The organism is Streptomyces sp. NPDC032198, from assembly GCF_040636975.1.
Lineage (GTDB): Bacteria > Actinomycetota > Actinomycetes > Streptomycetales > Streptomycetaceae > Streptomyces.
Map to the genome: position 1 here is coordinate 96846 of NZ_JBEZVL010000003.1, position 24284 is coordinate 121129.

Sequence of the window (24284 nt, forward strand, 5' to 3'; positions counted from 1 at the left end):
GTCCACGCTCGCTCTCACTCACCACCCCCTTCTGGGCCGTCCCGCGTCACCTTGAGTCGTTCTCCACCTCGAGGCCGACCCGCGCCTGCTCGGTGAACTGGGTGATCAGACCCAGGTGGTCACCCAGATGGCTCGTCGGGGTCCCGTGGCTTCGCCGGCGTTCGCCATTGGTCATGTCCGCACCATCCGTCCGCCCCCGGCATCAGGAGGTCTTCCCGATCTCGGGCCGACCCCGTCCCTCACCAGAGGCCTTGCCGCCGGCCAGCGCCTGCTCCACGGTGTCGTGGATCGCCAGCACGTCGTCCAGCCCCACGATGCGCAGCACCGCGCGGCACTCTGTGCGAGGCCACCAGGCGGATCTGGACCCCGCGTTCGAGCGCCCCCTCCCCTCCCGGAAGTCCTCCAGCACGGCCACTCCGGCCAGGGTCAGGAACGGCACGTCCGCCCAGTCCACGACCACCGCCGACACCCCGCTCCGCGAGGCTCGGTCCAGCGGTTCTTACGGACCCGTGACGAAGCCACGTCGATGGCCGTCACCCCTGCTCAGGGCGCCTAGCGTGGGCCGCATGCGCGTACTTGTCACCGGCGGCGCCGGATTCATCGGATCGCACGTGGTCGAAGCCCTCACCGATCGCGGTCACGAGGTGGTGGTGTACGACGCCCTGCTGCCGTCCGCCCATACCGATCCGCCGCGGCCACCCGACGGACAGCGGTGGACCGTCGCCGACGTCCGGGACCGCGACGCGGTGCGGGACGCGCTGCGCGGGGTGGACGCGGTCTGTCACCAGGCGGCGATGGTGGGCCTCGGCAAGGACTTCGCGGACGCCCCCGAGTACGTCGGGTGCAACGACCTGGGCACGGCCGTCCTGCTCGCCGAGATGGCCGGGGCGGGGGTGCGTGAACTGGTGCTCGCCGGGTCGATGGTGGTGTACGGGGAAGGGCGGTACGAGTGCTCCCGGCACGGGGTGGTCCGGCCGGGGCCGCGCGCGGCGGCGGATCTGGACGCCGGGCGTTTCGAGCCCCTCTGCCCGGACTGCGGGGCCGAGTTGAGGCCCGGCCTGGTGGGTGAGGACGCGCCCGCCGATCCGCGCAACGTGTACGCCTCGACCAAGCTGGCCCAGGAACATCTGGCCGCCGCGTGGGGGCGTGCCACCGGTGGCCGCGCGGTGTCCCTGCGCTACCACAACGTGTACGGACCCGGCATGCCCCGCGACACCCCGTACGCCGGTGTGGCCTCGTTCTTCCGTTCCTCGCTGGAGCGTGGCGAGGCGCCCCAGGTCTTCGAGGACGGCCGCCAGCGGCGGGACTTCGTGCACGTACGGGACGTGGCGGCGGCCAATGCGCTGGCGCTGGAAGCGGTGTGCGAGCGGGCCGCGGGGGCGTTCACGGCGTACAACACCGGCAGCGGGGAGCCGCACACCGTCGGCGAGATGGCCCACGAGCTGGCGCGGGCGTTCGGCGGCCCGGCCCCGGCGGTGACGGGCGAGTACCGCCTCGGCGACGTCCGCCACGTCACGGCGGACTCGGCCCGGCTACGGACGGAGCTGGGGTGGCGGCCCGAGGTGGACTTCACCGAGGGAATGACTTCATTCGCGAAGGCACCGCTACGGGGGTAGCCCCGCGGACTGCCGTTACTACGCCGGTGCCGTCAGCAGCGTGACCGCGGGTCGGCAACCACATTGCGCCCGGCCACCCGGCCCCGGTGAGCCCCGACGACACCACGAAGGACGGCTCCCTTCACCAGGACGCCACTACGGGGACAGCCCGGCCCGGGCCGCTCCAGGCATCAAGCCGGTGCCCTCGGCCAGCGGACCCTCCAACCGCCCACCACGTCACGCACGACCGCCCGGGCCCGGTGATCCCCACCACGCCACGAAGGACGGCTTCCCTCGCGAAGATGCCGCTCTGCGGGTAGCCCGGCCCAAAGACCGGTCCAGCGGTCAGGCCGGTGCCGTCGGCAGCGTGACCTCGAAGCGGCAGCCGCCCGCCACGTTGCGTACGACCGCGCGGCCCTGGTGGGCCTCGACGATGCCTCGCACGATCGCGAGGCCGAGGCCCGCGCCCGCCGGGGGTGTGCGGGACTGGCTGCCGCGCCAGCCGGTGTCGAAGACGCGGGACAGGTCCTCCTCGGGGATGCCGCCGCAGCCGTCGGTCACGGACAGGACGACGCCGTCCGGGGAGCGCTCCGCGGCCACCGCGACGGTTCCGTCGGCCGGCGTACGGCGGATCGCGTTGATCAGGAGGTTGCCCAGGACGCGGCTCATCTCCTTGCTGTCGACCTCCACGGGGACGGCCTCGACGCTGTCTCCGACAAGATGCACGCGGTGCTCGCGGGCCAGCGGATCGACGCCCGCGAGCGCGTCACCGACCAGGTCGTAGACAGAGATGCGCGCCGGTGAGAGTGCCAGCGCGCCGGCATGGATGCGGGACAGCTCGAAGAGGTCACCGACCATGGAGTTGAGGCGTTCGACCTCGGTCCGGATCTGGCGCAGATAGCGGTCCGGTTCGGCGGCCACGCCGTCCTCCAGCGCCTCGGACATGGCCCGCAGTCCGGCCAGCGGGGTGCGCAGGTCGTGCGAGATCCAGGCGACCAGTTCGCGCCGGGAGCGTTCCAGGGCCCGCTCGCGCTCCCTGGATTCGGCGAGCTTGGCGCTGGTCGACTCCAACTCCCTTGTGAGGGCTGCAAGTTCGGCGCTCACGGGCTCGGGCGGGGCCGCGAAGCTGCCGCCGTCACCGAAGGAACGGGCCGCCAGGGTGAGGGCGTTGCTGCGAGCCACCACCCAGCGGCCGAGCAGCAGCGCGGTGGCGAGCGAGACCACGGCGGCCATCGCCACGACGATGGTGACCACGGTCAGGTCGTGCGGCGAGAGGAACATCTCCCAGGCCACCGCGAGCGTCCCGGCGAGCATCGCGAGCACCGCGACGGCCGCCACGACGGTCATCGCCACGACGACCGAGCGGTGCCGCAGCAGGCGCAGCGTCAGGGCGCCGAGCAGCCCGGCGCTCGCGGCCCCCAGGAAGGCGAAGAGGGCGATGACGAGGATGTCCTGCATGGCGTCAGCCTTCGGCTCGGGACGGCGGTACTGGGTCGCCCTGCGGGTCGCGGAGATCGTGAGGGGCGGGCGGGCGCCGCGCGGTGGAGTCGGTGGGGTTGGTGGCGTCCGTGGCGTCACCTGCCGGTACGTCGAGGCGGTACCCCAAACCCCACACCGTCTGAATGAGCCGCGGCCTGGCCGGGTCGTCCTCGACCTTGCCGCGCAGCCTGCGGACATGAACCGTGACCGTGGACAGGTCGCCGAACTCCCAGCCCCACACTTCCCGCATCAGTTCTTCCCGCCCGAAGGCCTGGCCCGGATGGCGCAGCAGGAAGGTGAGGAGGTCGAACTCCCGCAGCGTGAGGGCGAGTTCCGCGCCGTTCCGCGTCGCGCGGCGCGCCGCCGGGTCCACCCGCAGGCCCGCGGCGGCCAGCGTGGCGACCCCCTCGGGAGCGCGTGCGGCGTTGCTGCGCCGCAGCACCGACTCCACCCGCAGGACCAGCTCGCGCGGGCTGAACGGCTTGGTGACGTAGTCGTCGGCGCCGACTTCCAGGCCCAGGATCCGGTCGTCCTCGTCACCGCGGGCGGTGAGCATGATGACGGGCACGGGACCCGTGGCGCGCAGCCGGCGGCACACCTCGAGGCCGTCCATGCCGGGCAGCATCAGGTCGAGGACGACGAGGTCGGGCCGGAACGCCGCGGCGCGCTCCAGCGCGCCGGGGCCGTCCTCGGCGCGGTCGACCGTGTAGCCGCCGCGCTCCAGGTAGCCCGCGACGACCTCGGCGACCGTCGGGTCGTCGTCCACGACGAGCACCCGGAGCGGGCCGGTCGTCGTGGGCCCGGCGGGCGGACGGTCCTGCGGTGGTGGCTGCATACGGCAAGCCTCGCACCTGCCACGCGGATACCCGCCGGTCAGACCTGCTTCCGGTTGCCGACGTCCCTGTTTCGTAAGAACCTCAAGTCCAATATGTCCGGTTCGGATTCATAGGGTGAGTCACATGACGCCCTCCCCCTCCGTAGAACCCGACGCACCCGAGGCTTCTGCTGCTCGTGCCGTCCGGGTCGACGTCGTCCTGCCCTGCCTCGACGAGGCCGCGGCGCTGCCCTGGGTCCTGGAGCGCATTCCCCCGGGCTGGCGGGCCCTGGTCGTCGACAACGGCTCCACCGACGGTTCGGCGGACATCGCCCGCGCCCTGGGCGCCACCGTCGTGCACGAGCCGCGGCGCGGCTTCGGGGCCGCCTGCCACGCGGGCCTCATGGCGTCCGACGCGGACGTGGTGTGCTTCTGCGACTGCGACGCCTCCCTCGACCCGGGGCTGCTGCGGACCTTCGTACGCAGGGTGACGGACGGAGAGGCCGATCTGGTCGTCGGACGGCGGCGCCCGCGGGGACGCGGCGCCTGGCCGCCGCACGCGCGGGCGGGCAATCTGGCGCTCGCCCGGATGCTGCGGCGGCGTACCGGCGTACGACTGCACGACCTGGGCCCGATGCGGGCGATGCGGCGCGAGGGCCTGCTCGGGCTCGGGTTGACCGACCGGCGCAGCGGATACCCGCTGCAGATGGTCGTACGGGCGGCCGACTCCGGCTGGCGGATCGAGGAGCGCGACGTTCCGTACCTGCCGCGCGAGGGCAAGTCGAAGGTCACGGGAACGTGGCGGGGGACGTGGCACGCGGTGCGCGACATGCGGGCGGTGCTCGCGGAACCACCGCGGGCGCACTCCGCCGACGGCGCGCGGCGCGTGTCGGGCGGTGCGCTGTGACCACCTCTGACACGACCCTGCTCGTCATCGCCAAGGAGCCGCTGCCGGGCCGGGTGAAGACCCGCCTCACGCCGCCCTACTCCCCCGAGGAGGCCGCCGAACTGGCCGCCGCCTCGCTCGCCGACACCCTCGCCGCCGTGCTCGCCGCGCCCGCCCGCCGCCGCGTCCTGGTGCTCGACGGGCGGCCGGGGCCCTGGCTGCCCGCCGGGATCGAGGTGGTCCCCCAGTGCGCGGGCGGCCTGGACGAACGGCTCGCCGCGGCGTTCGCCGGCTGTACCGGGCCGGCCCTCCTGGTCGGCATGGACACCCCGCAGATCACCCCTGGTCTGCTCGCCCCCGCGCTCGGCCCCGACGCCTGGCAGGACTGCGACGCCTGGTTCGGCCCTGCCCTCGACGGCGGATTCTGGGCGCTCGGCCTCGCCGAGCCCGATCCGCGGCTGCTGCGCGGTGTCCCCATGTCGCGGCCGGACACCGGCGCCCTGCAACGGGCCCGGCTCACCGGCGCCGGGCTGCGGGTGCGCGAGCTGCCCCCGCTGCGCGACGTCGACACGGCCGAGGACGCCGGGGAGGTGGCCGCCGCCGCGCCGGGCAGCCGGTTCGCGGGCGCGCTCGCCCGCCTCGCGACGGAAGCAGGACACCCGGGCGCGGGCGGTGGCCGATGAGCACGGCAGCGCCGGACACCGGCCTTCGCACGACGGCCCCCGTGGCCGCGCCCTGGCACGCGGATCCGTACACGAACGCCCTGCGCAACGGCCACGGCCCCTTGTTCCTGCGCCGCAGCGACGGCTGGCTGCTGCCCCTCGACGTCGAGCGGTGGTGCGCGAGCGCCGACGCGGCGGACCTCTCCGCGCTGCGCCGCTGCGAGGGCAGCGTCCTCGACATCGGCTGCGGCCCCGGCCGCCTGGTGGCCGAGGCGGCTGCCCGGGGCCACCGCGCCCTGGGCGTCGACGTCAGCCAGGCCGCCGTCGACCACACAATCCGGCTCGGAGGCACCGCGCTGCTCCGTTCCGTCTTCGACGCGCTCCCCGGCGAAGGGCGCTGGGGGACGGCCCTGCTCATCGACGGCAATGTGGGGATCGGCGGCGACCCCACCGCGCTGCTCAGACGTGTCGCTCAACTCCTGGCGCCGTCAGGCCTGTTGATCGCCGAGACCGCGCCGATGGACGTCGACGAGCGGGTGGACGTACACGTCGACGACGGGCGCGGCACACCGGGCGAGGTGTTCCCCTGGGCCCGTGTCGGCACCCCCGCCCTGCTGCGCCACGCCCGTCCGCTCGGCTGGAGCCCGGACGGTCAGTGGACCACCTCGGGCCGCGCCTTCCTGGCGCTGCGCCGCGTGCGCCGCACCTGAAGCACCCGGCACAGCGCGGCTCCCGCGAACAGCACGGCCGTGACGATCAGCCAGCGCACCGGATAGACGCCCGCGGGCAGCCCGGTGGAGGACCCGTACCGCTCCACCTGCCCGGTGATGAGCGGGAACCACACCAGCAACAGCAGCCCGGACAGGAAAGCCGGGACGCGTACGAAGTTGACCCACTCCCCGCGCTCCCCGCGCCCCGCGGCGGCCCGCAGGGCCCGGTCGGCGAGTGCGTACGCGGGCACGAACAGCAGATCGTGCACCAGCGCCGCCCCGACGAACCAGACGGCGATCAGCAGCCAGTCGCCGTCCAGGAGGCGCACTCCCGCGTACCCCGCGAGGGCGAACGAGGCCAGCAGCACGAGGAGTTGCAGCGGGCCCTCGCCGTACCACCGCCGAAGCCGGTCCGTGAACTGGAGCCGGCCCGTGAGCCGGAATCGTTGCGTGCGACCGGTCATCACAGCTCCCCGAAGGTCAGACGGGACACCCATTTGGTGTTGAGCACGCCGGGCGCGGCCGGGACGATGATCCGCGCCGGATAGCCGTGGTCCGGCGACAGATCCTCGCCGTTGACGTGCAGCGCGAGGAGGGAGCGCGGGTCGCGGACCTGGTTGTCGCGCAGCGCGGCCTTGCGGAAGGCCCCATGCCGTTGCAGGGACTCCACGAGCACGCCCGGAGGGTCCTCGTCGAACCCCGCGAGCGCCGCGAGGTCACGCAGCCGCACGCCGCGCCACCACTGGTCCGACGTCGACCAGCCCTCCACGCAGGCGATGGGCAACGCGGCGCTGTGCAATGGGAGTTGGAGCAGATCACTCCGGGAGAGCTTGACCTCTCCCCGTGGTCCGCCGACGACGAGACGCCACACCTCGCCCGTGTCGCGCCGCTCGATGCCGACCTTCGCGGCCGTCTTGTTGATCTGGAAGCCGTTCGGCCCGCTTCCCGGATCGCCGCCGCCGTGCGGGGCGAACAGGGCCGTGCGGCGCAGGGGCCCGTCCACGGTCTGCCCCGCCGTCGTCACGAACAGCAGGGCGGAGCCCGCACCGACCATGCCGAGCGCTCCCCGCCGCGACACCGTCGACCCGGCGGGGCGGGGCGCCACCAGCCCCGTCTCGTCGGCCGGCTCGGGGCGCGGATCCCGCAGCCGCTCGCGCCACCCCTGCTCGCGCAGAACGCGTACGACCTGGGGCATCCGCAGCACGACGTGGGCCACGAACGCGCCGAAGAACACCCAGGCGCCGTAGAAGTGCAGCGGATAGAACGACCCGGGGAAGAGGTACTCCAGCTGGACGTTGAGGACGCCGGTGACGAACTCGAACAGCGCGCCGCCGACCAGCAGGAGCAGCGACAGCCGCTCGAGCGCGTGCCCCACCGACCGCGCCGGGGGCAGCGCGAAGAGCTTCGGGATCACCGACCACAGCTTCGCGAGCAGCACCGGGATCAGCGTGATGCCGAGCGTGACGTGCAGGCCCTGGTTGAGCCGGTAGAGCCAGTGCGGGTCGGTCGGCCAGTCGAAGAGGTAGAAGCCGAGGAGACCCTTGTCGGGTGTCTTGTCGTTGAGGGACGACAGGTTCGGGTTGTACGCCGCGTACGACAGCAGGCCGGTCACGAACAGCACGGTGACGCCGAACAGCAGGACGACGCCGAGAACCGAGGTGAGCCACGGCCCGCGCAGCGGGCTGCGCCAGAAACCGGGGTCGGCGGGAGAGGTGACGCGTGGTGCGGGGGGCATGAACCGACCGTATGCCGGACCCTGTGCCCCGGTGGGTCCACGACTCATGACGAAACGCTGACGTCGCCCCCAGGAGCCCGTTCACCTGCGCCACCTGCGCCTACGGTGCAGAGGTGAGCACCACAGAGCGCACCGGACGCCGCCGGGACCTGGCCGCTGCCGGGATCGCGGCGCTACTCGTCACCGCGGCCGTCGTCGTCGGCACGTCCATCGAAGACGCGGACGGCACACTGCACCTCAACTGGCCGCCCCTGTACGCCCGGTGGGACCCGCACCTCGGGCCCGGCACACCCGCCGCGCTCGCGCTCGCCGCCGCGGTGATCGCCTACGCCCCCGCCCTCGCCGCCCGGCTCTCCTGGCGGACGCTCCTGCCCACCGCCTGGGCCGCTTCCATGGCCTGGATCTGGTCGCTCGCGCTGATCGACGGCCGGCACCGGGGCGTGGCCGAGCGACTCACCACCAAGTACGAATACCTCCAGGTCATCGACCGTTTCGAGGAGATCCCGGCGACGCTGCGGGACTTCACCCGGCACATCCTCATCGACTCCCCCGACCACTGGCCCGCCCACACCGCGGGCCATCCGCCCGCCGCCACCCTCACGTTCGTCCTGCTGGACCGCGTCGGCCTCGGGGGCGGCGCCTGGGCCGGGGCGTTCTGCATCACGGCGGGCAGCACGGCCGTACTGGCCGTCCTGATCACTCTGCGGGCACTGGCCGACGAGGCGACCGCCCGCCGGGCGGCGCCCTTCCTCGTGCTGGCCCCGGCCGCGGTCTGGGTCGGCACCTCCGCCGACGGCTACTTCGCCGCCGTGACGGCCTGGATGATCGCCCTGCTCGCGCTGGCCGCGACCCGCACGGTCCGCTTCCCCGCCGCTGCGGCACTCGGCTCCGGCCTGCTGTTCGGCCTCACCTGCTACCTCTCGTACGGGCTGCCCCTGTTCGCCGTCGTCGCCGCGGCGGTCCTGCTGCTCAGCCGTACCGCGCGCCCGCTCCCCCTCTTCCTCGCAGGAGCAGCCGTGGCCCCCCTGGCCTTCACGCTGGTGGGCTTCGACTGGTGGGAGGCGTACCACCTGCTGGTCGAGCGCTACTACCAGGGGGCGGGCGGCATCAGGCCGTACGGCTACTTCGTGTGGGCCAACCTCGCCTGCACGGTCCTGGTCGTCGGCCTCGCGACGGTCGCGGGCCTGCGCAGGGCGATCGCATCGACGCCCGGCGCGGCCCGACGCCTGCGCACCGGCCGAACGACCCCTACGGACGCCCTGGTCACCCTCACCCTGACCGCCCTCATGGCCCTGCTGGCCGCCGACCTCTCCGGCATGAGCAAGGCGGAAACGGAACGCATCTGGTTGCCGTTCGCCACGTTCCTGCTCGCGGCCCCGGCACTTCTGCCGAAGCCGAGCCAACGCCACTGGCTCACAGCCCAGGCCCTGCTCGCGCTCCTGGTGAACCACTTGCTGTTCACGGGGTGGTGAGGACGCGCCCCTGCCCGCCAGGACCAGCAAGGGAAGCGCGGCATGACCTCCGCCGGGCGCGAGCTGCTGCCGTACGCGGCCGCGCCTGTCAGCGGGCGGCAACCGCGGGCTGTGGCACGGCGGGTTCGGGCAGGGTGCGGAACAGCAGCCAGCTCAGTGCGGGCATCAGGATCAGGGGGGCCAGCGCGGTGCGCAGCGATGTCGCGTCGGCGAGGCTGCCGATGAGGGGGCTCACCAGACCACCGATGCTGACGGTCAGACCGAGCGTGATCCCGCTCGCGGTGCCGATGCGGGAGGGCAAGTAGTCCTGCCCGAGCGTGACCTGGAGCGAGAACGGGACGTACAGCCCTGCCGAGGTCAGCGCCAGGCACGGATACAACGCCGGTCCGGGCGCGAACACCGCACCCGCGACGAAGCCGCCCGTGAGCAGGTACGACCAGCGCGCGACGGTGACGCGGTCCCAGCGGTCGGCCAGCGTGCCACCGAGCACGGAGCCCACCGCGCCGCCGAGGTAGAGCACGAACAGCGCGGCGGTGCCCGCCGCCGTACTGCCGCCCATCCGCTCCTTGGCGAACAGCGAGATGAAGGTGCTCAGGCCGATGAAGACGACCGACCGGCACACCACGGCCAGCGACAGCTTCACGAACGACGCCCTGTCGTCCACTCCGGCCGACGGAGCCGTCGTACTGTCGTCCCCGGCATCCTGCCGTTGCCGCTCCAGCGCACGCAGCACGGGCAGGCACAACACGGCGCCGACGAGCGCGGGCAGCACCAGCAGTGGCGTCAGGCGCAGCCCTCCCGCGGCGACCACGGCGGTGACCATGAGCGGGGCCACCGCGAAGCCGAGGTTGCCGCCGAGCGAGAACCAGCCCATCCCCCGGTGACTTCCCCCTGCGGCGAGCCGGGCGACCCGTGCGGACTCCGGGTGATAGGCGGCCACACCGATCCCGGACACCGCCACGAAGAAGAGGGTCAGCGCATACGAACCGCTCACCCCGCTCAGCGCGATGCCCACACCGCCCAGCAGCGTGCTGACCGGGAGCAGCCACGGCATCGTCCGACGGTCGGTGAGGATGCCGAACACCGGTTGGGCCACTGACGAGAGCAGGGAGGCGGCGAGCACGATGCCCGAGACCGCGGCATAGCTGTAGGCGCGCTCGGCGACGAAGAACGGCACCAGGGACGCGACGGCGCCCTGGTACAGGTCGACGCAGGCGTGCCCGGCGGACAACAGAGTGATGGACGTGTTCCTTGTGATGGACGTGTTCCTTCGCACCCCGCCATCGTCGACGCCGGAACCTGTGTCGCACTTCCGATAATCTGCCAGAAGATGCCGGTAACCCGCCACGGGCCAGGGAGCCCGCGTCCGGGCGGCTCTTAGAAACTTCTTACGCCCGCCCCCGACCCTCTTCCCCGTGAACTACGCGAACAGCAACAGCAGTCAGATATCGGAAGCTCGGCAGGGTCACGGTCACGGGCGCGGGCACCGTGACGTCGCGGGTGCGCAGCGACGGCGCCGCTTTCGTACGTATGGCATCGGCGTGGCCGTGGTGTTGACCGCCACCACGGCGTCGGCGGGCTATCTGGCCATGGCGGAGCCGCCGTCGGGCGGCGGGGCCCCCGACACGGTGCCCCAAGTACACGGCGGCTCGGTCGACTTCACCCTGCGCGGCGGCACCGCGCGCGTGGACACCACGTCGCTGCGCGTCACCGGTCACGCCGCGGGCGGGGCGTCGCTCCCGGTGTCCGGCGCGGCGGGACAGCGGCTCGGCAAGCCCGGCGCGGTGACCGTGGACGGCGGTGCGGCCCACTGGTCCTACCCCGGCAAGAAGCTCACCGTCACGGCGAAGAGCGAGCACGGTCGGCTGCGCATGACGGTGCACTCCGATGCCGACCAGAAATTGTCCTGGCCCACTACGACGCCCGGCGCCGACGCGTCTCTTCAGATCCCCCGCGGCGAGGGCCTGCGCATTCCGGTGAGCGACACCTTCTGGAACAGCGGCGAGGCCGGCCTCAAGGACTCGGAGGCCGAACTCGCGGGCGGTCTCAGCCTTCCGGCCTGGGGCTACACCCAGGGCGGGCACGGCGTCGGCTACATCGTGCCGGAGGAGGTCGGCACCTCCCTGGGCTTCGCGTCGGAGGACGGCCGCGTCAACTCCACGGCACGGCACGAGTTCTCGCGGCGCGAGCAGACCCGCGACTACACGGTGCACTTCTCCCTCACCGACTCCTCCCCGGTCTCGTCCGCGACCAATTACCGCGACTACCTCGACGAACGAGGCAAGCTGCGCTCGCTGAAGCAGAAGATCCACGAGAACCCCGAGGTCGGGCGGCTGCTCGGGGCAGTGCACGCCTACGCCTGGGGCAAGGCCCGTACGGCTGGGGGCGTGAACGAGCTGCGCAAGCTCGGCGTCTCCCGGCTCTGGCTCGGCTACGACGCCGACGACCAGCCGATGGACAAGAGCGCCGTTCGGGCCGCGAAACGAAACGGCTACCTGGTCGGCCCGTACGACTCCTACGCCAACGGCCAGCCCTCCGCGAGCGCCGACAACCCCTCCTCGAAGTGGCCCGGTTCGGTCTACCCGGACTTCTGCGTACGGAACTGGAAGGGTGAGATCAAGGAAGGCTTCGGCGGCCGGGGCTGCTACCTGAGCACGCAGGCGTTCCGACAGGCCGAGCCCACCGAGCACTACCTGGCCGACCGGGCGAAGAAGATGACGGCCAATGGCGCCGACAGCTACTTCCTGGATGTCGACGCGGCGGGCGAGCTGTTCACCGACAGCAGCGAGGGCCACCGCATGAACAAGAAGCAGGACCGCGCCAACCGTCTGGAGCGCATGCGCAAGCTCGCATCGGACGACAGGTTCGTCCTCGGCTCCGAGTCGGCCGGCGCCTGGGCCGCCCCCGTGCTCGCCTTCGACCACGGCGGGCAGACGCCGGTCGCGGACGGCCTGTGGAAACTGGAGAAGGACAAGGAGAAGTGGGGCGGCTACGCGCCGCAGGGCGCACCGGCGGTCTTCTTCAAGCAGGTGGAGCTGCCGTCCGCACTGTCGAAGGCGATGTACGACCCGCGCTACCGCGTCCCCCTGTACGAGACCGCGCTGCACGACTCCGTCATCAACACCGACCGCTGGGAACTGCCGTACAACAAGCTCCCGGCGCAGAAGTCGGACCGGGCGTTGATGTCCGCCCTCTACAACACCCCGCTCAACTTCACGCTCGGGGACGCGAACCTGAGGTCCACGGGCAAGGAGATGGCAGCGCTCCAGCGCTATTTCGCACCGCTGCACAAGGCCGCGGGTACGGAGCGGATGACCGGCTACCGGCGGCTCACCGGTGACGGGACCGTGCAGCGCTCGGAGTTCGGCGGCGGGAAGCTGACCGTGACGGCCAACTTCGGTAAGAAGGCGTACGGTTCGCTGCCCGGCGGCTGCGTGGACGCCAGGCTCAAGAGCGAGCCGAAGCCTCACCGCCTCTGCCCCGCTCAGTAGCGGAGCGGATGGTGAACACCTGGTCCAGGCCGACGATGCGCAGGATGCGCATCGTGTTGGCGGGAATGCCGGTCAGGATCAGTTCGGCATCCGCGGCCAGGGCGCGGTGGCGGGCGGCGAGCAGGACGCTGATGCCGGTGGAGTCGCAGAACTCCAGGCGGGACAGGTCGATGAGCAGGCTCTGGCCCGGGGACAGGACGAGGCCGTCGACCTGATCCCGTAGGACGGCGGCCTGCTCGTGGTCGAGTTCGCCGACGACGTGCAGGACGGGTCCGGCGGCAGTGCTGTGGTGGATGATGTTCAGTGGGCTCATTGCGCTTGATCCGTTGCCGGGTGGGCGGGGACGCCCAGTGCGAGCAGGGCGGTGTCATCGTCCAGGCCGTCACCGAAGCTCTCCAGAAGCCCGGTCAGCGCGGCGATGGTCTCATGAGGCGAACTGGGGGCGAGATCGGCGGCGAAGGTCTGCAGAGCCTCGTCGCCGAAGAGACTCTGGCGGGTGGAGCCGGTACGGGCCTCGGTGAGTCCGTCGGTGTACAGCAGCAGCGTGTCACCGGCGGCGAGCGTGGTCTCCGCGGTGCTGAACCGAGCCGTGGGCAGGACGCCGACGAGCAACCCCCCGGGAGTAGGGAGGTAGTCGGCGGCGCCGTCGGCCCGCATGACCAGCGCGGGCGGGTGGCCACCGGAGGCGAGGCGCACGGTGATGGCGCCGTCCTCGGCGCCGGGCTGGATGACCCCGAAGATGACGGTGCAGTAGCGAGGGTCGCCGCCGGCGCCGTACCGCTCCTGGAGGACGGCGTTCAGCGTGGTCAGGGCCGCTGCGGGTTCGGGGTCGTGCAGTGCGGCGGCCCGCAGCGTGTACCGCGTCAGCGAGGTGAGTGAAGCCGCCTGGGGGCCCTTGCCGCACACGTCCCCGAGGAAGAAGGCCCACCGGCCGTCGCCCAGGGCGAACAGGTCGTAGAAGTCGCCGCCGAGCCGGTCCGGAGACGCGGTGTGGTAGTGGACGGCGGCTTCGAGTCCCGGCACGGCGGGCAGCGAGGTGGGCACGAGGGACTGCTGCAGCACGGAGAGCGAGTCGGCCAGCCGTTGCCGGTCGGCCTCGGCCTGCCGACGCGCCTGCTCCGCCTCCGCGTGCGCCCGCTCGGCCTCGGCACGGGCCTGCTCTGCTTCCTGGCGGGCGCGTTCGGCCTCTTGGCGGCGATGCAGGAGTTCCTGCTCGTAGGCCCGCCGGTCGGAGGCATCGGAGAGAGTCGTGCGGATCAGCAGCGGGTCACCCTCACCGCCGTGCTTGATCACGGAGGACACCATCACCGGCAGCCGGCTCCCGTCGGCGCCCTTCATCTCCAGCGCGATGCCGCGCAGCTCGCCCTGCATGCGCAGCAGCGGCGCGAAATGCGTCTCGTGATACAGCTTTCCGCCGACGGTGAGGAGATCGGTGAAACGGGCCCGCCCCACCACTGCTTCGCGCTCCATGCCGAGCCAGTTCAGCAGCGTGGTGTTGACCTTGGCGATGGTTCCGTCCATCAGCGTCGACAGGTAGCCGCAGGGAGCCGACTCGTACAGGTCCTCGGCACTGTCCTCCAGCAGGGCGGTGAACGCGGCATCCGTTCCCGCGGCGTCCGTTCCCGCGGCTTCTCCGGCCCCGGCCGGCTCGGGCTCGTCGCCCGCGCGGCACATCAACGCCGGGCACCGAGGAAGTCGAGAATGGCCTCGTTGGTGGCCTCCGGCGCGCTCAACTGGGGGCAGTGCCCGGTGGCATCCAGGGTGACCAGGCGTGACGAGGGAATGGCGGCGTGCACATACGCGCCGACCTCGCGCGGTGCGATCACGTCCTGGGAGCACTCGAGCACCAGGGTCGGCACCGTCACGCTCTTCAGGTCCTCGCGGCTGTCGGACAGGAACGTGGTGCGGGCGAAGACCCTGGCGATGTCCGGGTCGGTGGCGCAGAAACTGTTGGTCAGCTCCTGACCCAGTTCCGGCCGCTCCGGGTTACCCATGATCACCGGGGCCATCTGGGACGACCAGCCCAGATAGTTCGACTCGAGCGAGGCCAGCAGCTCGTCGATGTCCTGCGCGGTGAAGCCGCCCCGGTACCCGTCGGCGTCGACGTCGACGTAACAGGGCGAGGGCGCCACCATCACCAGCGACCCGATCCGCTCCGGCGCCCTCCGCGCGGCGAGCACGCCGACCATGGCGCTGACCGAATGCCCGACGAACGCCGCCTGCTCCAGGCCCAGCTCATCACATATGTCCACTACGTCCTGGGCGTAGCCGTCGAGCGACGAGTACCGCTCCTGGCTCCACGCGGACAGATCCGAACCGCCGGAGCCGACGTAGTCGAAGAGCACGACCCGGTATCGCTCCGCCAGGGCGGGCACGGCCAGCCGCCACATGTTCTGATCACAGCCGAATCCGTGGGCCAGGACCACCGTCGGCTGATCGTCCGGTCCCGTGACCGTCACATTGTTCCTGGCTTGAATATCCATGCGTCCCATACTCCCACCTGCCCCGAGAGCCTCAGAAGCGGCGTCGAGAGGAGCCGGTACAAGGATCCGCGGGCCGGGCCCCGGCAGCCGGTCCGGGCTGGGCGGCAACCTCCGGGACCACCGCGACCACAACGGCATACGGAACAGCGACACCCGGGACAACGAGGAACGACGAGTAGGGAGCCGACCATGAGCAGTGAGCCGACCACGAGCCGAGCCCGTTCGCGAAGAGTGCACGCCACGCTGGCCGCGCTGGCCGTCACAGCCGCGACCGGGGCGATGCTGACGCTGCCGGAGGCATCAGCGCAACCGGAGGCATCAGGGCAGCCGAAAGCCTCGGCCGCCGCCACCGGCGCCACCGGTTACGCGACGCAGAACGGCGGGACCACAGGCGGCGCGGGCGGAAAGACGGTGCGGGCCACGACGGGCACCGCGATCCACACGGCCCTGTGCAGCCGTGCCGCCGACGACACCCCGATCACCATCGAGGTGGAGGGGAAGATCAACCACGCCAATACCGCGAAGGTGTCGGGCGAAAGCTGCAACACCGCCGCCGGCGTGATCGAGCTCAAGCAGATCAGCAACGTCACGCTGGTGGGCGTCGGCAGTGGCGCCGTGTTCGACCAACTCGGCATCCACATAAGGGATTCGAGCAACATCGTCATCCAGAACGTGACCGTCAAGAACGTCAAGAAGTCCGGCTCCCCCACGTCCAACGGCGGCGACGCCATCGGCATGGAGAGCGACGTCCGCAACGTCTGGGTCGACCATACGACCCTGGAGGCGTCGGGCGGGGAGTCGGAGGGCTACGACGGCCTCTTCGACATGAAGAACAACACGCAGTACGTGACCCTGTCGTACAGCATCCTGCGCAACTCGGGACGCGGCGGACTCGTCGGATCGAGCGAGAGCGACGTCTCGAACAGCTACATCACGTACAGTCACAACAAGTACGAGAACATCGACTCCCGCACGCCCCTGCTCCGCGGCGGCACGGCCCACATCTACAACAACTACTACGTGGGCCTGAACGAGTCCGGCATCAACTCCCGTGCCGGGGCCAAGGCCAAGGTGGACAACAACTACTTCAAGAACTCCAAGGACGTCCTGGGCACCTTCTACACCGACGCGACCGGCTACTGGCAGGTCAGCGGCAACACGTTCGACAACGTGACCTGGTCCCCCGCCGACGACGAGTACAACCCGGCGGGCCCGAACCCGAAGTCCAACACGACGGTGAGCATCCCCTACGCGTACACCCTCGACAGCTCCAACTGCGTGCCGGCCATCGTGGGCAGAACGGCGGGAGCGGGCACAGGCCTCAAGGTGTCGGACGGCAACTGCTAGATGTAGACACGTTCCTGACGGTGCGACATCAATCACCTGCCGCATCGTCAGGACGCCTCCTGGACCGCAAGCCCTGGCGGACAGAGCACGTCAGCCCGACCGCGGCGGTTTCAGCTTCAGCGGGCCGCAGCCGAGGCGGGCGGCCTTCGGCAGGCGTTCGACCGGATCGGCGATCGTGCCGGTGCAGTCCAGGTCCGCGTTGACCTTGTTCACCAGCTTCACGACCATGCGGGCCATCGAGTCCCGCTCCGTGGCCCGCGGCTCCATGCCGCTGATCCAGCCGCCCCGGGCGATGTCCACGACGGTCGGCCCGTCGAGTTCACCGGGGCGGTGAGCGCCCATTCGTCGCCATCGCTGTTCGTCGACTGGCAGTTGCCGGTGGGGCCGTCCAAGGAGCGCGTACCTGCAACACCGGCACCTCGGCCGCCTTGACGCCCTCCGGCTCGCGGAACACCGGGGCGAGATCGTCGCGGGACAGGGCACCCCAGCACAATGCGTCCGGCGCGAACGGCCCGGCCTGCACCTGCCAGGCCATACCGCCGACGCCGCTACGGCCCCTCCCGCCGTCAGCCCCGCCGGACCGCCCCGAGTTGGGCCCGGTGCAGGCCCGGGGCGGTGAAGCGCTGGGCCACCGTGCGCAGGACTCGGGCCATCGCCTGGGCGGGTGGCGTGGCGGGGCGGGCCGTGGCGCGGGCGAGGAGGATGCGGCGGGTGGGGGCCGGGACATCGGAGGCGAACGGCAGGAGGCGTACGTCGCTGCGTCGGCTGGTGAGGGCCAGGCGGGGTGCGAGGGCGATGCCGAGTCCGGCGGCGACCATGGCCTGCGCCTCCTGGTAGTCGTGCGAGGAGTAGGCGATGCGCGGCTCGAACCCCGCCTGGCGACAGCTGCGGCGCAGGACGTCGGCGACAGGGTGGTTGTCGGCGCGGATGATCCACTCCTGGTCGGCGAGGTCGGCGAGGTGCACGGAGGGGTGGTTGCGCAGGGGCGAGTCGGCGGGGACGACCAGCACTGTGGGGTCGTCCAGGAGGTGGGTGAGGGAGAGCGCCGGATCGTCGAAGCGGTTCCACTCGTAGTCCCAGAGCAGCCCCTGCTCCACTTCGCCGGTGTGGAGCATTTCCGTGAGTTCCGCGAGGACTCCGGCCCGTACCTCGATACGGATGCCCGCGTGGCGGCGCCGGAACCGCGTGAGCGCAAGAGGCAGCAGCGACGCGCTCGCCGTGGGGAAGGAACCGAGCCGCAAGGTGCCCTGGTCGAGGGCCGTGAAGGAGTCCAGGTCGGCCTGGGCGGCGCGCAGTTCGCGGCGGATGGCCCGGCCGCGATCGGCCAGCGCGTCGCCCGCCGGGGTAGGACGGATGCCGCGCGGCAGTCGCTCGATCAGCGGCTGCCCTGCCTCCTGCTCCAGCAGGGACATCTGCTGGGAGGCAGCGGAGGTGGTCATGCCGAGGGCTTCCGCCGCGGCGGTGAGTGAACCGCGTTCGGTGGCCTCGGTGAGGAGCAGCAGGCGGCGCACGTTGAGCATGCCGCCGACTTTAGCTCAGCTAAACCCAGGTGAAGCGAATCGCGATTGTTCCGAAGTCATGCCTCTGCGAAGGTCACCGCTGTCGCCGAGCGGTTCACCGACTCGCACTGCGCTCGGCACTCGTCACGCGTAACTCGTCACCGCTGCCTCGGCCCCATCCCTATGTCCGTTGATCCAGATGTCCGCTTATCCAGGAAGAGCCTCAGACGTGCACATTCCCGCGACCCTGGTGCGTGGCGGCACCAGCAAGTGCTGGCTGTTCAACCAGGTCGAAGTACCCGGCGACCGTGGCGACCTCGAAAGGCTGCTGGTCGCCGCGTACGGCGCCACCGATCCCGTCGAACTGGACGGGGTGGGCGGGGCGACCCCGACCACCTCGAAAGCGGCCGTGGTCGGCGCCTCACCCGAGCCCGGCGTCGACGTCGATTACCTGTTCGCTCAGGTCGGCATCGGCACGGGCTCGGTGGAGTGGACGAGCAACTGCGGCAACTGCGCCACCGGCGTTGCCCTGTACGCGGTGACCAAGGGCATGGTGCCGGTCACCGGCGACCGGACACGGGTGGTGATGCGCAACACCAACACCGGCGCGGTCCTCGAAGGGCTCGTGGACACCGCCGGAGGCGTGGTGCACCACTTCGGCCGTCAGACGGTGCCGGGCACTCGCGCGGGCGGAGTCGGGGTCGGCCTCACCTTCCGCGATCCGGCCGGCGGCACCACCGGCTCGCTGTTTCCCACCGGGGAGCCCGCCCAGAACCTCCGGGTCGGCACCGCGGAACCGGTGCGCGTGAGCATGGTGGACGCGGGAGCTCCGGTCGTGCTCATCGACTCCGCCAGCGCCGCGCGCACCGGTGCCGAGCCACTGGAGCGGATGAGCGCGGACGTCCCCTGGCTGCGCACCGTCCGTCATGGCGCCGCATCCCTGATGGGGCTTCTCCAGCCGGGCGAAGCACCGGGGGACGCCGTGCCCAAGGTGGGCCTGGTCGGCCCGTCGGTTCCGTACACCACCACGCTCGGCGAACGCGTGGCGGCCGAGGCCTACGACATCTCGGTGCGCATGCTCACCATGAACGCCCCCCACCCCGCGATCGGCCTGACCTCCGCCGTCGCGGTCGCGGCAGCGGGGCTCGCGGAGGATTCCGTCGTGTCCCGGGCCGCGAGCGGCCCGGCCGATGGATGGCTGCGACTGGGCACGCCCGCCGGTGTGGTCGCGGTCCGGTGCTCCGAAGTACGGGACGGCCTGCCGCGCCGGGTCACCGTGCAGCGGGCGGCGAGGCTGCTCGCCGACGCCCGCATCTACGTACCCGAGACAGGCGCGCCGCGGGCCGCCTGAATCACGCCGAACCCCGCCGAACCCCGCCTCGGGCAAGCGGTCCCCCAGCCGTCCGGCCCGGGATACCTGCGCCTCCAGGGCGCGCCACCCGTCCCCACCGCACCAAGGACAAAGATGTCTGCTGAAGTGATATCCGTAGGAGCGCTGCTTGTGATGTTCGTGGTCGGCACCGTGCTGCCGATCAACCTGGGCATCCTCGCCTTCGTCGCCACGTTCGTGGTCGGCACCGCCTCGCTCGGCCTCACCGAGGACGAGATCTTCGAGGGGTTCCCCGCGAAGCTCTTCGTCACCATCGTCGGAGTCACCTACCTGTTCTCCATCGCCCGCCGCAACGGGACCATCGACTGGCTCGTCGCGGCCGGTGTACGACTGGTGCGCGGAAAGGTCGTACTCATCCCCTGGGTGCTGTTCCTGGTGGCCGCCCTGCTCACGGCGTTCGGTACGTTCACCCCGGCCGCGGTCGCGATCCTCGCGCCGATCGGCATGAACTTCGCCTACCGCTACAAGCTCAACCCGCTGGTCGTCGGCATGATGGTGATCAGCGGCGGGCACGCGGGCGCGTTCTCACCGCTCGCCGTCTCCGGTGCGCTGGTGCTCGGCCTGGTCGACAAGACCGACATGCAGGTCTCCGCCGTAGCACTGTTCAGTGCCAGTTTCCTGATCAACCTGATTCTCTCGATCCTCACCTACGCGCTGCTCGCCAAGCGTCCCGCGCCGCTGCTGGAGGGCGCCGCGGAAGCGGCCGACGACATGGACCTCGCCGTCTCCGGCAAGCCCGACTGGCGGCAGTGGCTCACCCTCGCATGCCTGGTGGCCCTCGTCATCGGAGCGCTCGGCTTCCATCTGGAGATCGGATTCCTGGCACTGGCGGCCGGTGCGCTCCTTGCCATGGTGGACACGAAGCGGCAGGAGAAGGCCGTGGACGGCGTGAGCTGGTCCACCCTGCTGCTGGTGGCGGGCATGATGACCTACATCGCGATGCTGGAGAGGGCCGGCATCATCGAGGGGATCTCCGAGCACGCGGCGGGCATCGGCGCGCCGGTCGTCGTCGCCCTGCTGCTGTGTTTCACCGTCGCCATCACCTCGGCCTTCGCCTCCTCCACCGCGATCCTCACCGCGATCATCCCCATCGCCGCGCCGTTGCTGCTCTCCAGCCACCTCAGCGCCGTCGGCCTGATCGCCGCACTCGCCGTCTCCACGACGATCGTCGACACATCCCCCTTCTCCACCAACGGCGCACTGGTCCTCAGCAACGCCCGCGGTGTGGACACCCGCCGCTTCTACCGCCAGGTCATCGGGTACACGGGCAGCATCGTCGCCCTCGGCCCGGTCGTGGCCTGGGGCGCTCTGGTCCTGCCCTGGTCCTAGCGCGCAGGCTGACGACGGGCGAGGCGACCGAGTGGCACACGTCCGCCGGGGCCCGGGGCTCTGTACGCTCCCGGGTCCCGGCGGTGTGCGGTGTGCCTACAGCGCGGGGTAGGCGTTCTTCATGAGCTCCTGGAACTGGGCGGAGAACCAGCGGCCGGACAACGGCGCGTTGGGCAGCGCCCCGGACAGGTTGTTGTTGTTGCGCGGGTTACCGGTGTACGTCGGGTCGCACATGCGGTCGAAGCCCTTGCCCTCGTCGTTGTCGATGGCGGTGCTCGAACCGTCCGACTCGCCCGGCGGCTTCATCCACACGTAGGCGTCGATCCCGGTGGCCGGGTTGGCCTGCGGCCGCTCACCGAGGCCGGCGCCGGACTGGTTGCACCAGTTGCCGAGGTGGATACGGCGGTCGTAGCGGCCGCCGTTCACGTACGTGTCGACGTCCGTGGTGGCCCCGGGTCCGGCGGGCCGGGCCGTGCCGCCCCAGCCGTTGCGGGACGTGTCGATCAGCATGCCGAGGTTCTGGTCGAAGCCGAGCGAGACCAGCTTGGTGCGCATGGCCTGGGCGTACGACAGTTCGTCGGTGTAGCGGTTCCAGTCGACCCACTTGGACTCACGTACCGACTTGCCCGCGACGGTGTCGCCGATGGCGAAGTTGTTCTCCTTGAGTGCGCTGTAGTTGGCCGTGTTCACGATGAAGCCGTGGACGTCGGACAGCTTCGCGCCGTTGCCGGATGCGGTCGTCTTGAACAGCTCGGCGGAGGGGCCGAAGTTGTCGTCCCAGCCGAGCCAGCCGTGGTGGCCCGCGTCGATGTAGTTGTAGACGTTCTTGATGTCACCGAGCTTGTCGAGGGCGTATCCGACGCCCTTCTGGTAGTTGCCGTTGGCCTTCATCACGTCGCAGTTGGGCGTGGCCGTGGGCCGGCCGGAGACGTTGGTGACGAGGTTGGGCAGCGAGTCGATCTCGATCGTGGTGACGATGCGCAGGCCCGCGTACTTGGGGTCGCCGAGGATCGCGGCGATCGGGTCGATGAAGTCCGTCTTGTACTTGTCGATCTCCGTCGGGCCGAGTTCGCCGTTGGAGGCGAGAGCGGAGCAGTCGCGGCCCGGCAGGTCGTAGACGACGAGTTGGACGACTTCTTCGCCGCTGCCCTTCTGGGCGAGGGCCGCGTCGAGGTGGTCGCGCAGGCCCATGCCGTCGCCCACGCCGTTGATGGCGGCGATGCGGTCGAGCCAGACGCCGGTGGGCTGGTTGGCGACGCGGGATCCGCCGGTCTCGGCCTTGGCCTTCGCGGACCACTCCGGGTTCACGTACACCTTGGCGCCGGCGTAGGGGTTGTCGACGCGGTCACCGGGTCCGGGCGGGTCCGTGGGATCGGTCGGATCCGTGGGGTCGGTGTCCCCGTTGCAGGTGACGCCGTTCAGTTTGAAGGTGGTGGGCAGGGCGTTGCTGCCACTGTAGGAGGCGTTGAAGCCGAAGGAGGCGGAGGCACCGGTGGCGAGGGCGCCGTTGTAGGAGGCGTTCTTGGCGGTGACGGCGGCGCCGGACTGGGTGATGTCGGCGTTCCAGCCGTTGGTGACCTTCTGGTTGCCCGCGTAGGACCAGGTGAGGCCCCAACTGTTCACCGCCGCACCGTTGTTGGTGACGGTGACGGCGGTGGTGAAGCCGCTCCCCCACTCGTTCTGCACCTTGTAGTCCACGGTGCAGGCGGCGGCTGCGGCCCCGGCGTCGTCGGGCATGGCGGCGGCTGTGCCGGCACAGGCGGCGCCGGTGAGGGCGAGGGCGGCGAGCACGGCGGTGCCGGCTCTCGATCTGATACGGCTCATGGTCTGCGGTGTCCCTTTCCTGAGATGAGGCGGGTCATACGTTGCGGGGTGGTCGTAGGGAGCGGGGTGGTCGTACCGAGGGGGGTGGTCATCCGTTCACGGTGCGCAGGTGATCACGCAGGCCGATCCCGAACGCGGTCGGTGTGCCGTCGTACGAGCTGATCAGGGAAGGACCGGAGGAGCAGTCCCAGGTGTTCCAGGTCCAGCCGAGGTAGGACAGCTTCCGGTCGTCGAACCACTTCATGACGCGGTCGACGAACCCGTGCGAGCAGGTGTTCTCACCGATCTCCCCTGCCACCAGCGGCACTTGAGCCGCGACGGGCGCGAGCGTGGAGTCCCAGCAGCTCTCGGTGGAACAGGTGTTGAAGTTGTAGACGTGCCAGGCCGCGGCGAGATTGCCGGCCGGATCGGAGGGCCGGTGGGCGAGCCACTGGCCGAGGTCGTTGGAGTAGGCGAGGCCGCCCGCGAGAATCACGTTCTTGGCTCCCGTGGCACGGACCGAGTCGACGAGGTCCTGCATGCCCGCGACTTCGTAACCGATGCCGGGGCAGCTGCCACCGTCCTTCCAACAGGCCCACGCGTCCCCGATGTTGGAGGTCGCGCGATCCGGATACGGCTCATTGAAGAGGTCGAAGGCGACCGTCGGATCGTCCTTGAAGGCACTCGCGACCGACGACCAGAAGCCGGGTGCGTACCGGGCATCCGGCATCGGTTTCTGGCAGGTGGCGTGGATGTCGGAGCAGCCCGCCGAGTTCCCGGTGTACTGGCCGTACGACCAGTGCATCTCCAGGATCGGCGTCATGCCGTGGGCCTTGACCTTGGTCACCAACTCCTTGATGGCGGACTGATAGTTGGCGCCCGCGTACTCGGGCTTGATGTTGTCGAGGCCGAGCCAGCACTCCTCGTTGAGCGGGATCCGGACGGCGTTGGCCTTCCAGTCGGCGATGGCCGCGATGGACGCGTCATCGACCGGACCGTCGAAGATCCCGTAGCCCTGTACGCACATGAACTCGGCGCCGGAGCGGTTCACGCCGAGGAGCCGGCGGGAGGCGCCGGAGGCATCGACGAGCTTGTTCCCGGAGACCTTCAGGGCCGGGGCCTCACCCTCGCCACCCGGATCGGTCGGGTCCGTCGGGTCGGTGACGTCGGTGTTGCAGGTCGTGCCGTTCAGCTTGAAGGCCGTCGGTACGGTGTTGGCGCCCGACCGCGATCCGATGAACCCGGCGGAGACGCTTCCGCCGGAGGGAAGCGCGCCGTTCCAGGACTCGTTGGCCGCGGTCACGGACGCCCCGGACTGGGACCATTTCGCGGCCCAGCCCTGAGTGACCTTCTGTCCGTCGGCGAAGGCGAAGGACAGGCTCCAACCGTCCTTGGCCGCGCCGTTGTTGGTGACCTTCACCGCGGCCTGGAAGCCGCCGTCCCACTGCCCGGTGACGGAGTACTCCACCGAGCAGGCGGGGGCGGCCGCGGACGCGGCGTCGGTCAGGGGGACGAGCGTGGCCGCCGAGACGACGCACGCGAGCAGGGTTGCTTGTAACGGGTGACGCGGGAGGTGCCGCATGAGCGAC

The 24284-nt window shown here is 71.0% G+C and carries 22 protein-coding genes and 1 pseudogene; 9 read left to right on the forward strand and 14 right to left on the reverse strand.

The genetic code is table 11. The features are described from left to right. Positions 1-46: 46 nt before the first annotated feature. Both AB0E78_RS08610 and AB0E78_RS08615 read right to left on the reverse strand, forming a co-directional pair. Positions 47-175 (reverse strand): hypothetical protein, encoded by a 129-nt coding sequence (locus AB0E78_RS08610; RefSeq protein WP_361829698.1) that lies wholly within the window; start codon positions 173-175, stop codon positions 47-49. Positions 176-202: 27 nt separating this feature from the next. Next, positions 203-469, reverse strand: coding sequence for a hypothetical protein (locus tag AB0E78_RS08615; protein ID WP_361829700.1), 267 nt, complete (start codon positions 467-469; stop codon positions 203-205). 97 nt (positions 470-566) lie between these two features. Here AB0E78_RS08615 and AB0E78_RS08620 point away from each other — a divergent pair, with 97 nt between their 5' ends. Then, positions 567-1616, forward strand: coding sequence for an NAD-dependent epimerase/dehydratase family protein (locus tag AB0E78_RS08620; RefSeq protein ID WP_361829702.1), 1050 nt, complete (start codon positions 567-569; stop codon positions 1614-1616). 324 nt (positions 1617-1940) lie between these two features. Here the strand turns inward: AB0E78_RS08620 and AB0E78_RS08625 are convergent, their stop codons facing one another. Beyond that, positions 1941-3053, reverse strand: a complete 1113-nt coding sequence (locus AB0E78_RS08625) for a HAMP domain-containing sensor histidine kinase (protein WP_361829704.1) — start codon at positions 3051-3053, stop codon at positions 1941-1943. 4 nt (positions 3054-3057) lie between these two features. Further along, complete coding sequence (locus AB0E78_RS08630) at positions 3058-3909, reverse strand: response regulator transcription factor (RefSeq protein ID WP_361829705.1); 852 nt, start codon at positions 3907-3909, stop codon at positions 3058-3060. Positions 3910-4033: 124 nt separating this feature from the next. Between AB0E78_RS08630 and AB0E78_RS08635 the strand changes: the two genes are divergently transcribed. The 3 genes from AB0E78_RS08635 to AB0E78_RS08645 are packed head-to-tail and all read left to right on the forward strand — an operon-like array spanning position 4034 to position 6146. Next, positions 4034-4795 carry a glycosyltransferase family 2 protein gene (locus tag AB0E78_RS08635; protein ID WP_361829707.1) on the forward strand — a complete coding sequence of 254 codons (762 nt, stop codon included), beginning with the start codon at positions 4034-4036 and terminating at the stop codon, positions 4793-4795. Continuing rightward, positions 4792-5457 carry a DUF2064 domain-containing protein gene (locus AB0E78_RS08640; RefSeq protein ID WP_361829709.1) on the forward strand — a complete coding sequence of 222 codons (666 nt, stop codon included), beginning with the start codon at positions 4792-4794 and terminating at the stop codon, positions 5455-5457. Before AB0E78_RS08635 ends, AB0E78_RS08640 begins: the two co-directional genes overlap by 4 nt. After that, positions 5454-6146 carry a methyltransferase domain-containing protein gene (locus AB0E78_RS08645; protein WP_361829711.1) on the forward strand — a complete coding sequence of 231 codons (693 nt, stop codon included), beginning with the start codon at positions 5454-5456 and terminating at the stop codon, positions 6144-6146. The genes AB0E78_RS08640 and AB0E78_RS08645 overlap by 4 nt, the downstream gene beginning before the upstream one ends. Here the strand turns inward: AB0E78_RS08645 and AB0E78_RS08650 are convergent. Next, positions 6089-6610 (reverse strand): hypothetical protein, encoded by a 522-nt coding sequence (locus AB0E78_RS08650; RefSeq protein ID WP_361829713.1) that lies wholly within the window; start codon positions 6608-6610, stop codon positions 6089-6091. The two genes, AB0E78_RS08645 and AB0E78_RS08650, sit on opposite strands and share 58 nt — an antisense overlap. Beyond that, entirely contained in the window at positions 6610-7881 is a 1272-nt protein-coding gene (locus tag AB0E78_RS08655) for a molybdopterin-dependent oxidoreductase (RefSeq protein ID WP_361829714.1), read from the reverse strand. The genes AB0E78_RS08650 and AB0E78_RS08655 overlap by 1 nt, the downstream gene beginning before the upstream one ends. A 113-nt stretch (positions 7882-7994) precedes the next feature. Here AB0E78_RS08655 and AB0E78_RS08660 point away from each other — a divergent pair, with 113 nt between their 5' ends. Then, positions 7995-9353: a hypothetical protein gene (locus AB0E78_RS08660; RefSeq protein ID WP_361829716.1), complete on the forward strand. Its 1359-nt coding sequence runs from the start codon at positions 7995-7997 to the stop codon at positions 9351-9353. An 88-nt stretch (positions 9354-9441) separates the two neighbouring features. Here the strand turns inward: AB0E78_RS08660 and AB0E78_RS08665 are convergent, their stop codons facing one another. Beyond that, positions 9442-10611: an MFS transporter gene (locus tag AB0E78_RS08665; protein ID WP_361830414.1), complete on the reverse strand. Its 1170-nt coding sequence runs from the start codon at positions 10609-10611 to the stop codon at positions 9442-9444. 283 nt (positions 10612-10894) lie between these two features. On the opposite strand from AB0E78_RS08665, the gene AB0E78_RS08670 reads away from it, so the two are divergent. Beyond that, entirely contained in the window at positions 10895-12844 is a 1950-nt protein-coding gene (locus AB0E78_RS08670; protein ID WP_361829718.1) for a glycoside hydrolase, read from the forward strand. Here the strand turns inward: AB0E78_RS08670 and AB0E78_RS08675 are convergent. The 3 genes from AB0E78_RS08675 to AB0E78_RS08685 are packed head-to-tail and all read right to left on the reverse strand — an operon-like array spanning position 12801 to position 15327. Continuing rightward, positions 12801-13157, reverse strand: a complete 357-nt coding sequence (locus AB0E78_RS08675; protein ID WP_361829720.1) for an STAS domain-containing protein — start codon at positions 13155-13157, stop codon at positions 12801-12803. The two genes, AB0E78_RS08670 and AB0E78_RS08675, sit on opposite strands and share 44 nt — an antisense overlap. Next, on the reverse strand, positions 13154-14518 hold the full coding sequence (locus tag AB0E78_RS08680; RefSeq protein WP_361829722.1) for a SpoIIE family protein phosphatase: 1365 nt from the start codon (positions 14516-14518) through the stop codon (positions 13154-13156). Before AB0E78_RS08680 ends, AB0E78_RS08675 begins: the two co-directional genes overlap by 4 nt. Beyond that, positions 14518-15327 carry an alpha/beta hydrolase gene (locus AB0E78_RS08685; protein WP_361829724.1) on the reverse strand — a complete coding sequence of 270 codons (810 nt, stop codon included), beginning with the start codon at positions 15325-15327 and terminating at the stop codon, positions 14518-14520. The genes AB0E78_RS08680 and AB0E78_RS08685 overlap by 1 nt, the downstream gene beginning before the upstream one ends. A gap of 279 nt (positions 15328-15606) precedes the next feature. Between AB0E78_RS08685 and AB0E78_RS08690 the strand changes: the two are divergent. Further along, positions 15607-16671 (forward strand): annotated as a pseudogene (locus AB0E78_RS08690) (pectate lyase); the annotation flags it as partial. A gap of 93 nt (positions 16672-16764) precedes the next feature. On the opposite strand, the gene AB0E78_RS08695 reads toward AB0E78_RS08690, so the two are convergent. Together AB0E78_RS08695 and AB0E78_RS08700 are read right to left on the reverse strand one after the other, a co-directional pair. After that, positions 16765-17016, reverse strand: coding sequence for a hypothetical protein (locus AB0E78_RS08695; protein WP_361829725.1), 252 nt, complete (start codon positions 17014-17016; stop codon positions 16765-16767). Between the two features lie 224 nt (positions 17017-17240). Further along, positions 17241-18194 carry a LysR family transcriptional regulator gene (locus AB0E78_RS08700; RefSeq protein WP_361829727.1) on the reverse strand — a complete coding sequence of 318 codons (954 nt, stop codon included), beginning with the start codon at positions 18192-18194 and terminating at the stop codon, positions 17241-17243. A gap of 208 nt (positions 18195-18402) precedes the next feature. On the opposite strand from AB0E78_RS08700, the gene AB0E78_RS08705 reads away from it, so the two are divergent. Beyond that, positions 18403-19524 carry a PrpF domain-containing protein gene (locus AB0E78_RS08705; RefSeq protein ID WP_361829729.1) on the forward strand — a complete coding sequence of 374 codons (1122 nt, stop codon included), beginning with the start codon at positions 18403-18405 and terminating at the stop codon, positions 19522-19524. Positions 19525-19638: 114 nt separating this feature from the next. Beyond that, on the forward strand, positions 19639-20892 hold the full coding sequence (locus AB0E78_RS08710; RefSeq protein ID WP_361829730.1) for an SLC13 family permease: 1254 nt from the start codon (positions 19639-19641) through the stop codon (positions 20890-20892). 96 nt (positions 20893-20988) lie between these two features. On the opposite strand, the gene AB0E78_RS08715 is transcribed toward AB0E78_RS08710, so the two are convergent. Further along, positions 20989-22716 (reverse strand): glycoside hydrolase family 6 protein, encoded by a 1728-nt coding sequence (locus AB0E78_RS08715; RefSeq protein WP_361829732.1) that lies wholly within the window; start codon positions 22714-22716, stop codon positions 20989-20991. An 88-nt stretch (positions 22717-22804) separates the two neighbouring features. Then, on the reverse strand, positions 22805-24277 hold the full coding sequence (locus tag AB0E78_RS08720; RefSeq protein ID WP_361829734.1) for a cellulose binding domain-containing protein: 1473 nt from the start codon (positions 24275-24277) through the stop codon (positions 22805-22807). Positions 24278-24284 lie beyond the last annotated feature (7 nt).

What these genes read in the sequence shown, in the direction of transcription:
- AB0E78_RS08675 (WP_361829720.1), bottom strand. Translation starts at nt 13,157, where the DNA reads ATGAGCCCACTGAACATCATCCACCACAGCACTGCCGCCGGACCCGTC.
- AB0E78_RS08620 (WP_361829702.1), top strand. Translation starts at nt 567, where the DNA reads ATGCGCGTACTTGTCACCGGCGGCGCCGGATTCATCGGATCGCACGTG.
- AB0E78_RS08655 (WP_361829714.1), bottom strand. Translation starts at nt 7,881, where the DNA reads ATGCCCCCCGCACCACGCGTCACCTCTCCCGCCGACCCCGGTTTCTGG.
- AB0E78_RS08710 (WP_361829730.1), top strand. Translation starts at nt 19,639, where the DNA reads ATGTCTGCTGAAGTGATATCCGTAGGAGCGCTGCTTGTGATGTTCGTG.
- AB0E78_RS08695 (WP_361829725.1), bottom strand. Translation starts at nt 17,016, where the DNA reads ATGGGCGCTCACCGCCCCGGTGAACTCGACGGGCCGACCGTCGTGGAC.
- AB0E78_RS08685 (WP_361829724.1), bottom strand. Translation starts at nt 15,327, where the DNA reads ATGGATATTCAAGCCAGGAACAATGTGACGGTCACGGGACCGGACGAT.
- AB0E78_RS08720 (WP_361829734.1), bottom strand. Translation starts at nt 24,277, where the DNA reads ATGCGGCACCTCCCGCGTCACCCGTTACAAGCAACCCTGCTCGCGTGC.
- AB0E78_RS08630 (WP_361829705.1), bottom strand. Translation starts at nt 3,909, where the DNA reads ATGCAGCCACCACCGCAGGACCGTCCGCCCGCCGGGCCCACGACGACC.
- AB0E78_RS08680 (WP_361829722.1), bottom strand. Translation starts at nt 14,518, where the DNA reads ATGTGCCGCGCGGGCGACGAGCCCGAGCCGGCCGGGGCCGGAGAAGCC.
- AB0E78_RS08700 (WP_361829727.1), bottom strand. Translation starts at nt 18,194, where the DNA reads ATGCTCAACGTGCGCCGCCTGCTGCTCCTCACCGAGGCCACCGAACGC.
- AB0E78_RS08650 (WP_361829713.1), bottom strand. Translation starts at nt 6,610, where the DNA reads ATGACCGGTCGCACGCAACGATTCCGGCTCACGGGCCGGCTCCAGTTC.
- AB0E78_RS08645 (WP_361829711.1), top strand. Translation starts at nt 5,454, where the DNA reads ATGAGCACGGCAGCGCCGGACACCGGCCTTCGCACGACGGCCCCCGTG.
- AB0E78_RS08625 (WP_361829704.1), bottom strand. Translation starts at nt 3,053, where the DNA reads ATGCAGGACATCCTCGTCATCGCCCTCTTCGCCTTCCTGGGGGCCGCG.
- AB0E78_RS08635 (WP_361829707.1), top strand. Translation starts at nt 4,034, where the DNA reads ATGACGCCCTCCCCCTCCGTAGAACCCGACGCACCCGAGGCTTCTGCT.
- AB0E78_RS08715 (WP_361829732.1), bottom strand. Translation starts at nt 22,716, where the DNA reads ATGAGCCGTATCAGATCGAGAGCCGGCACCGCCGTGCTCGCCGCCCTC.
- AB0E78_RS08610 (WP_361829698.1), bottom strand. Translation starts at nt 175, where the DNA reads ATGACCAATGGCGAACGCCGGCGAAGCCACGGGACCCCGACGAGCCAT.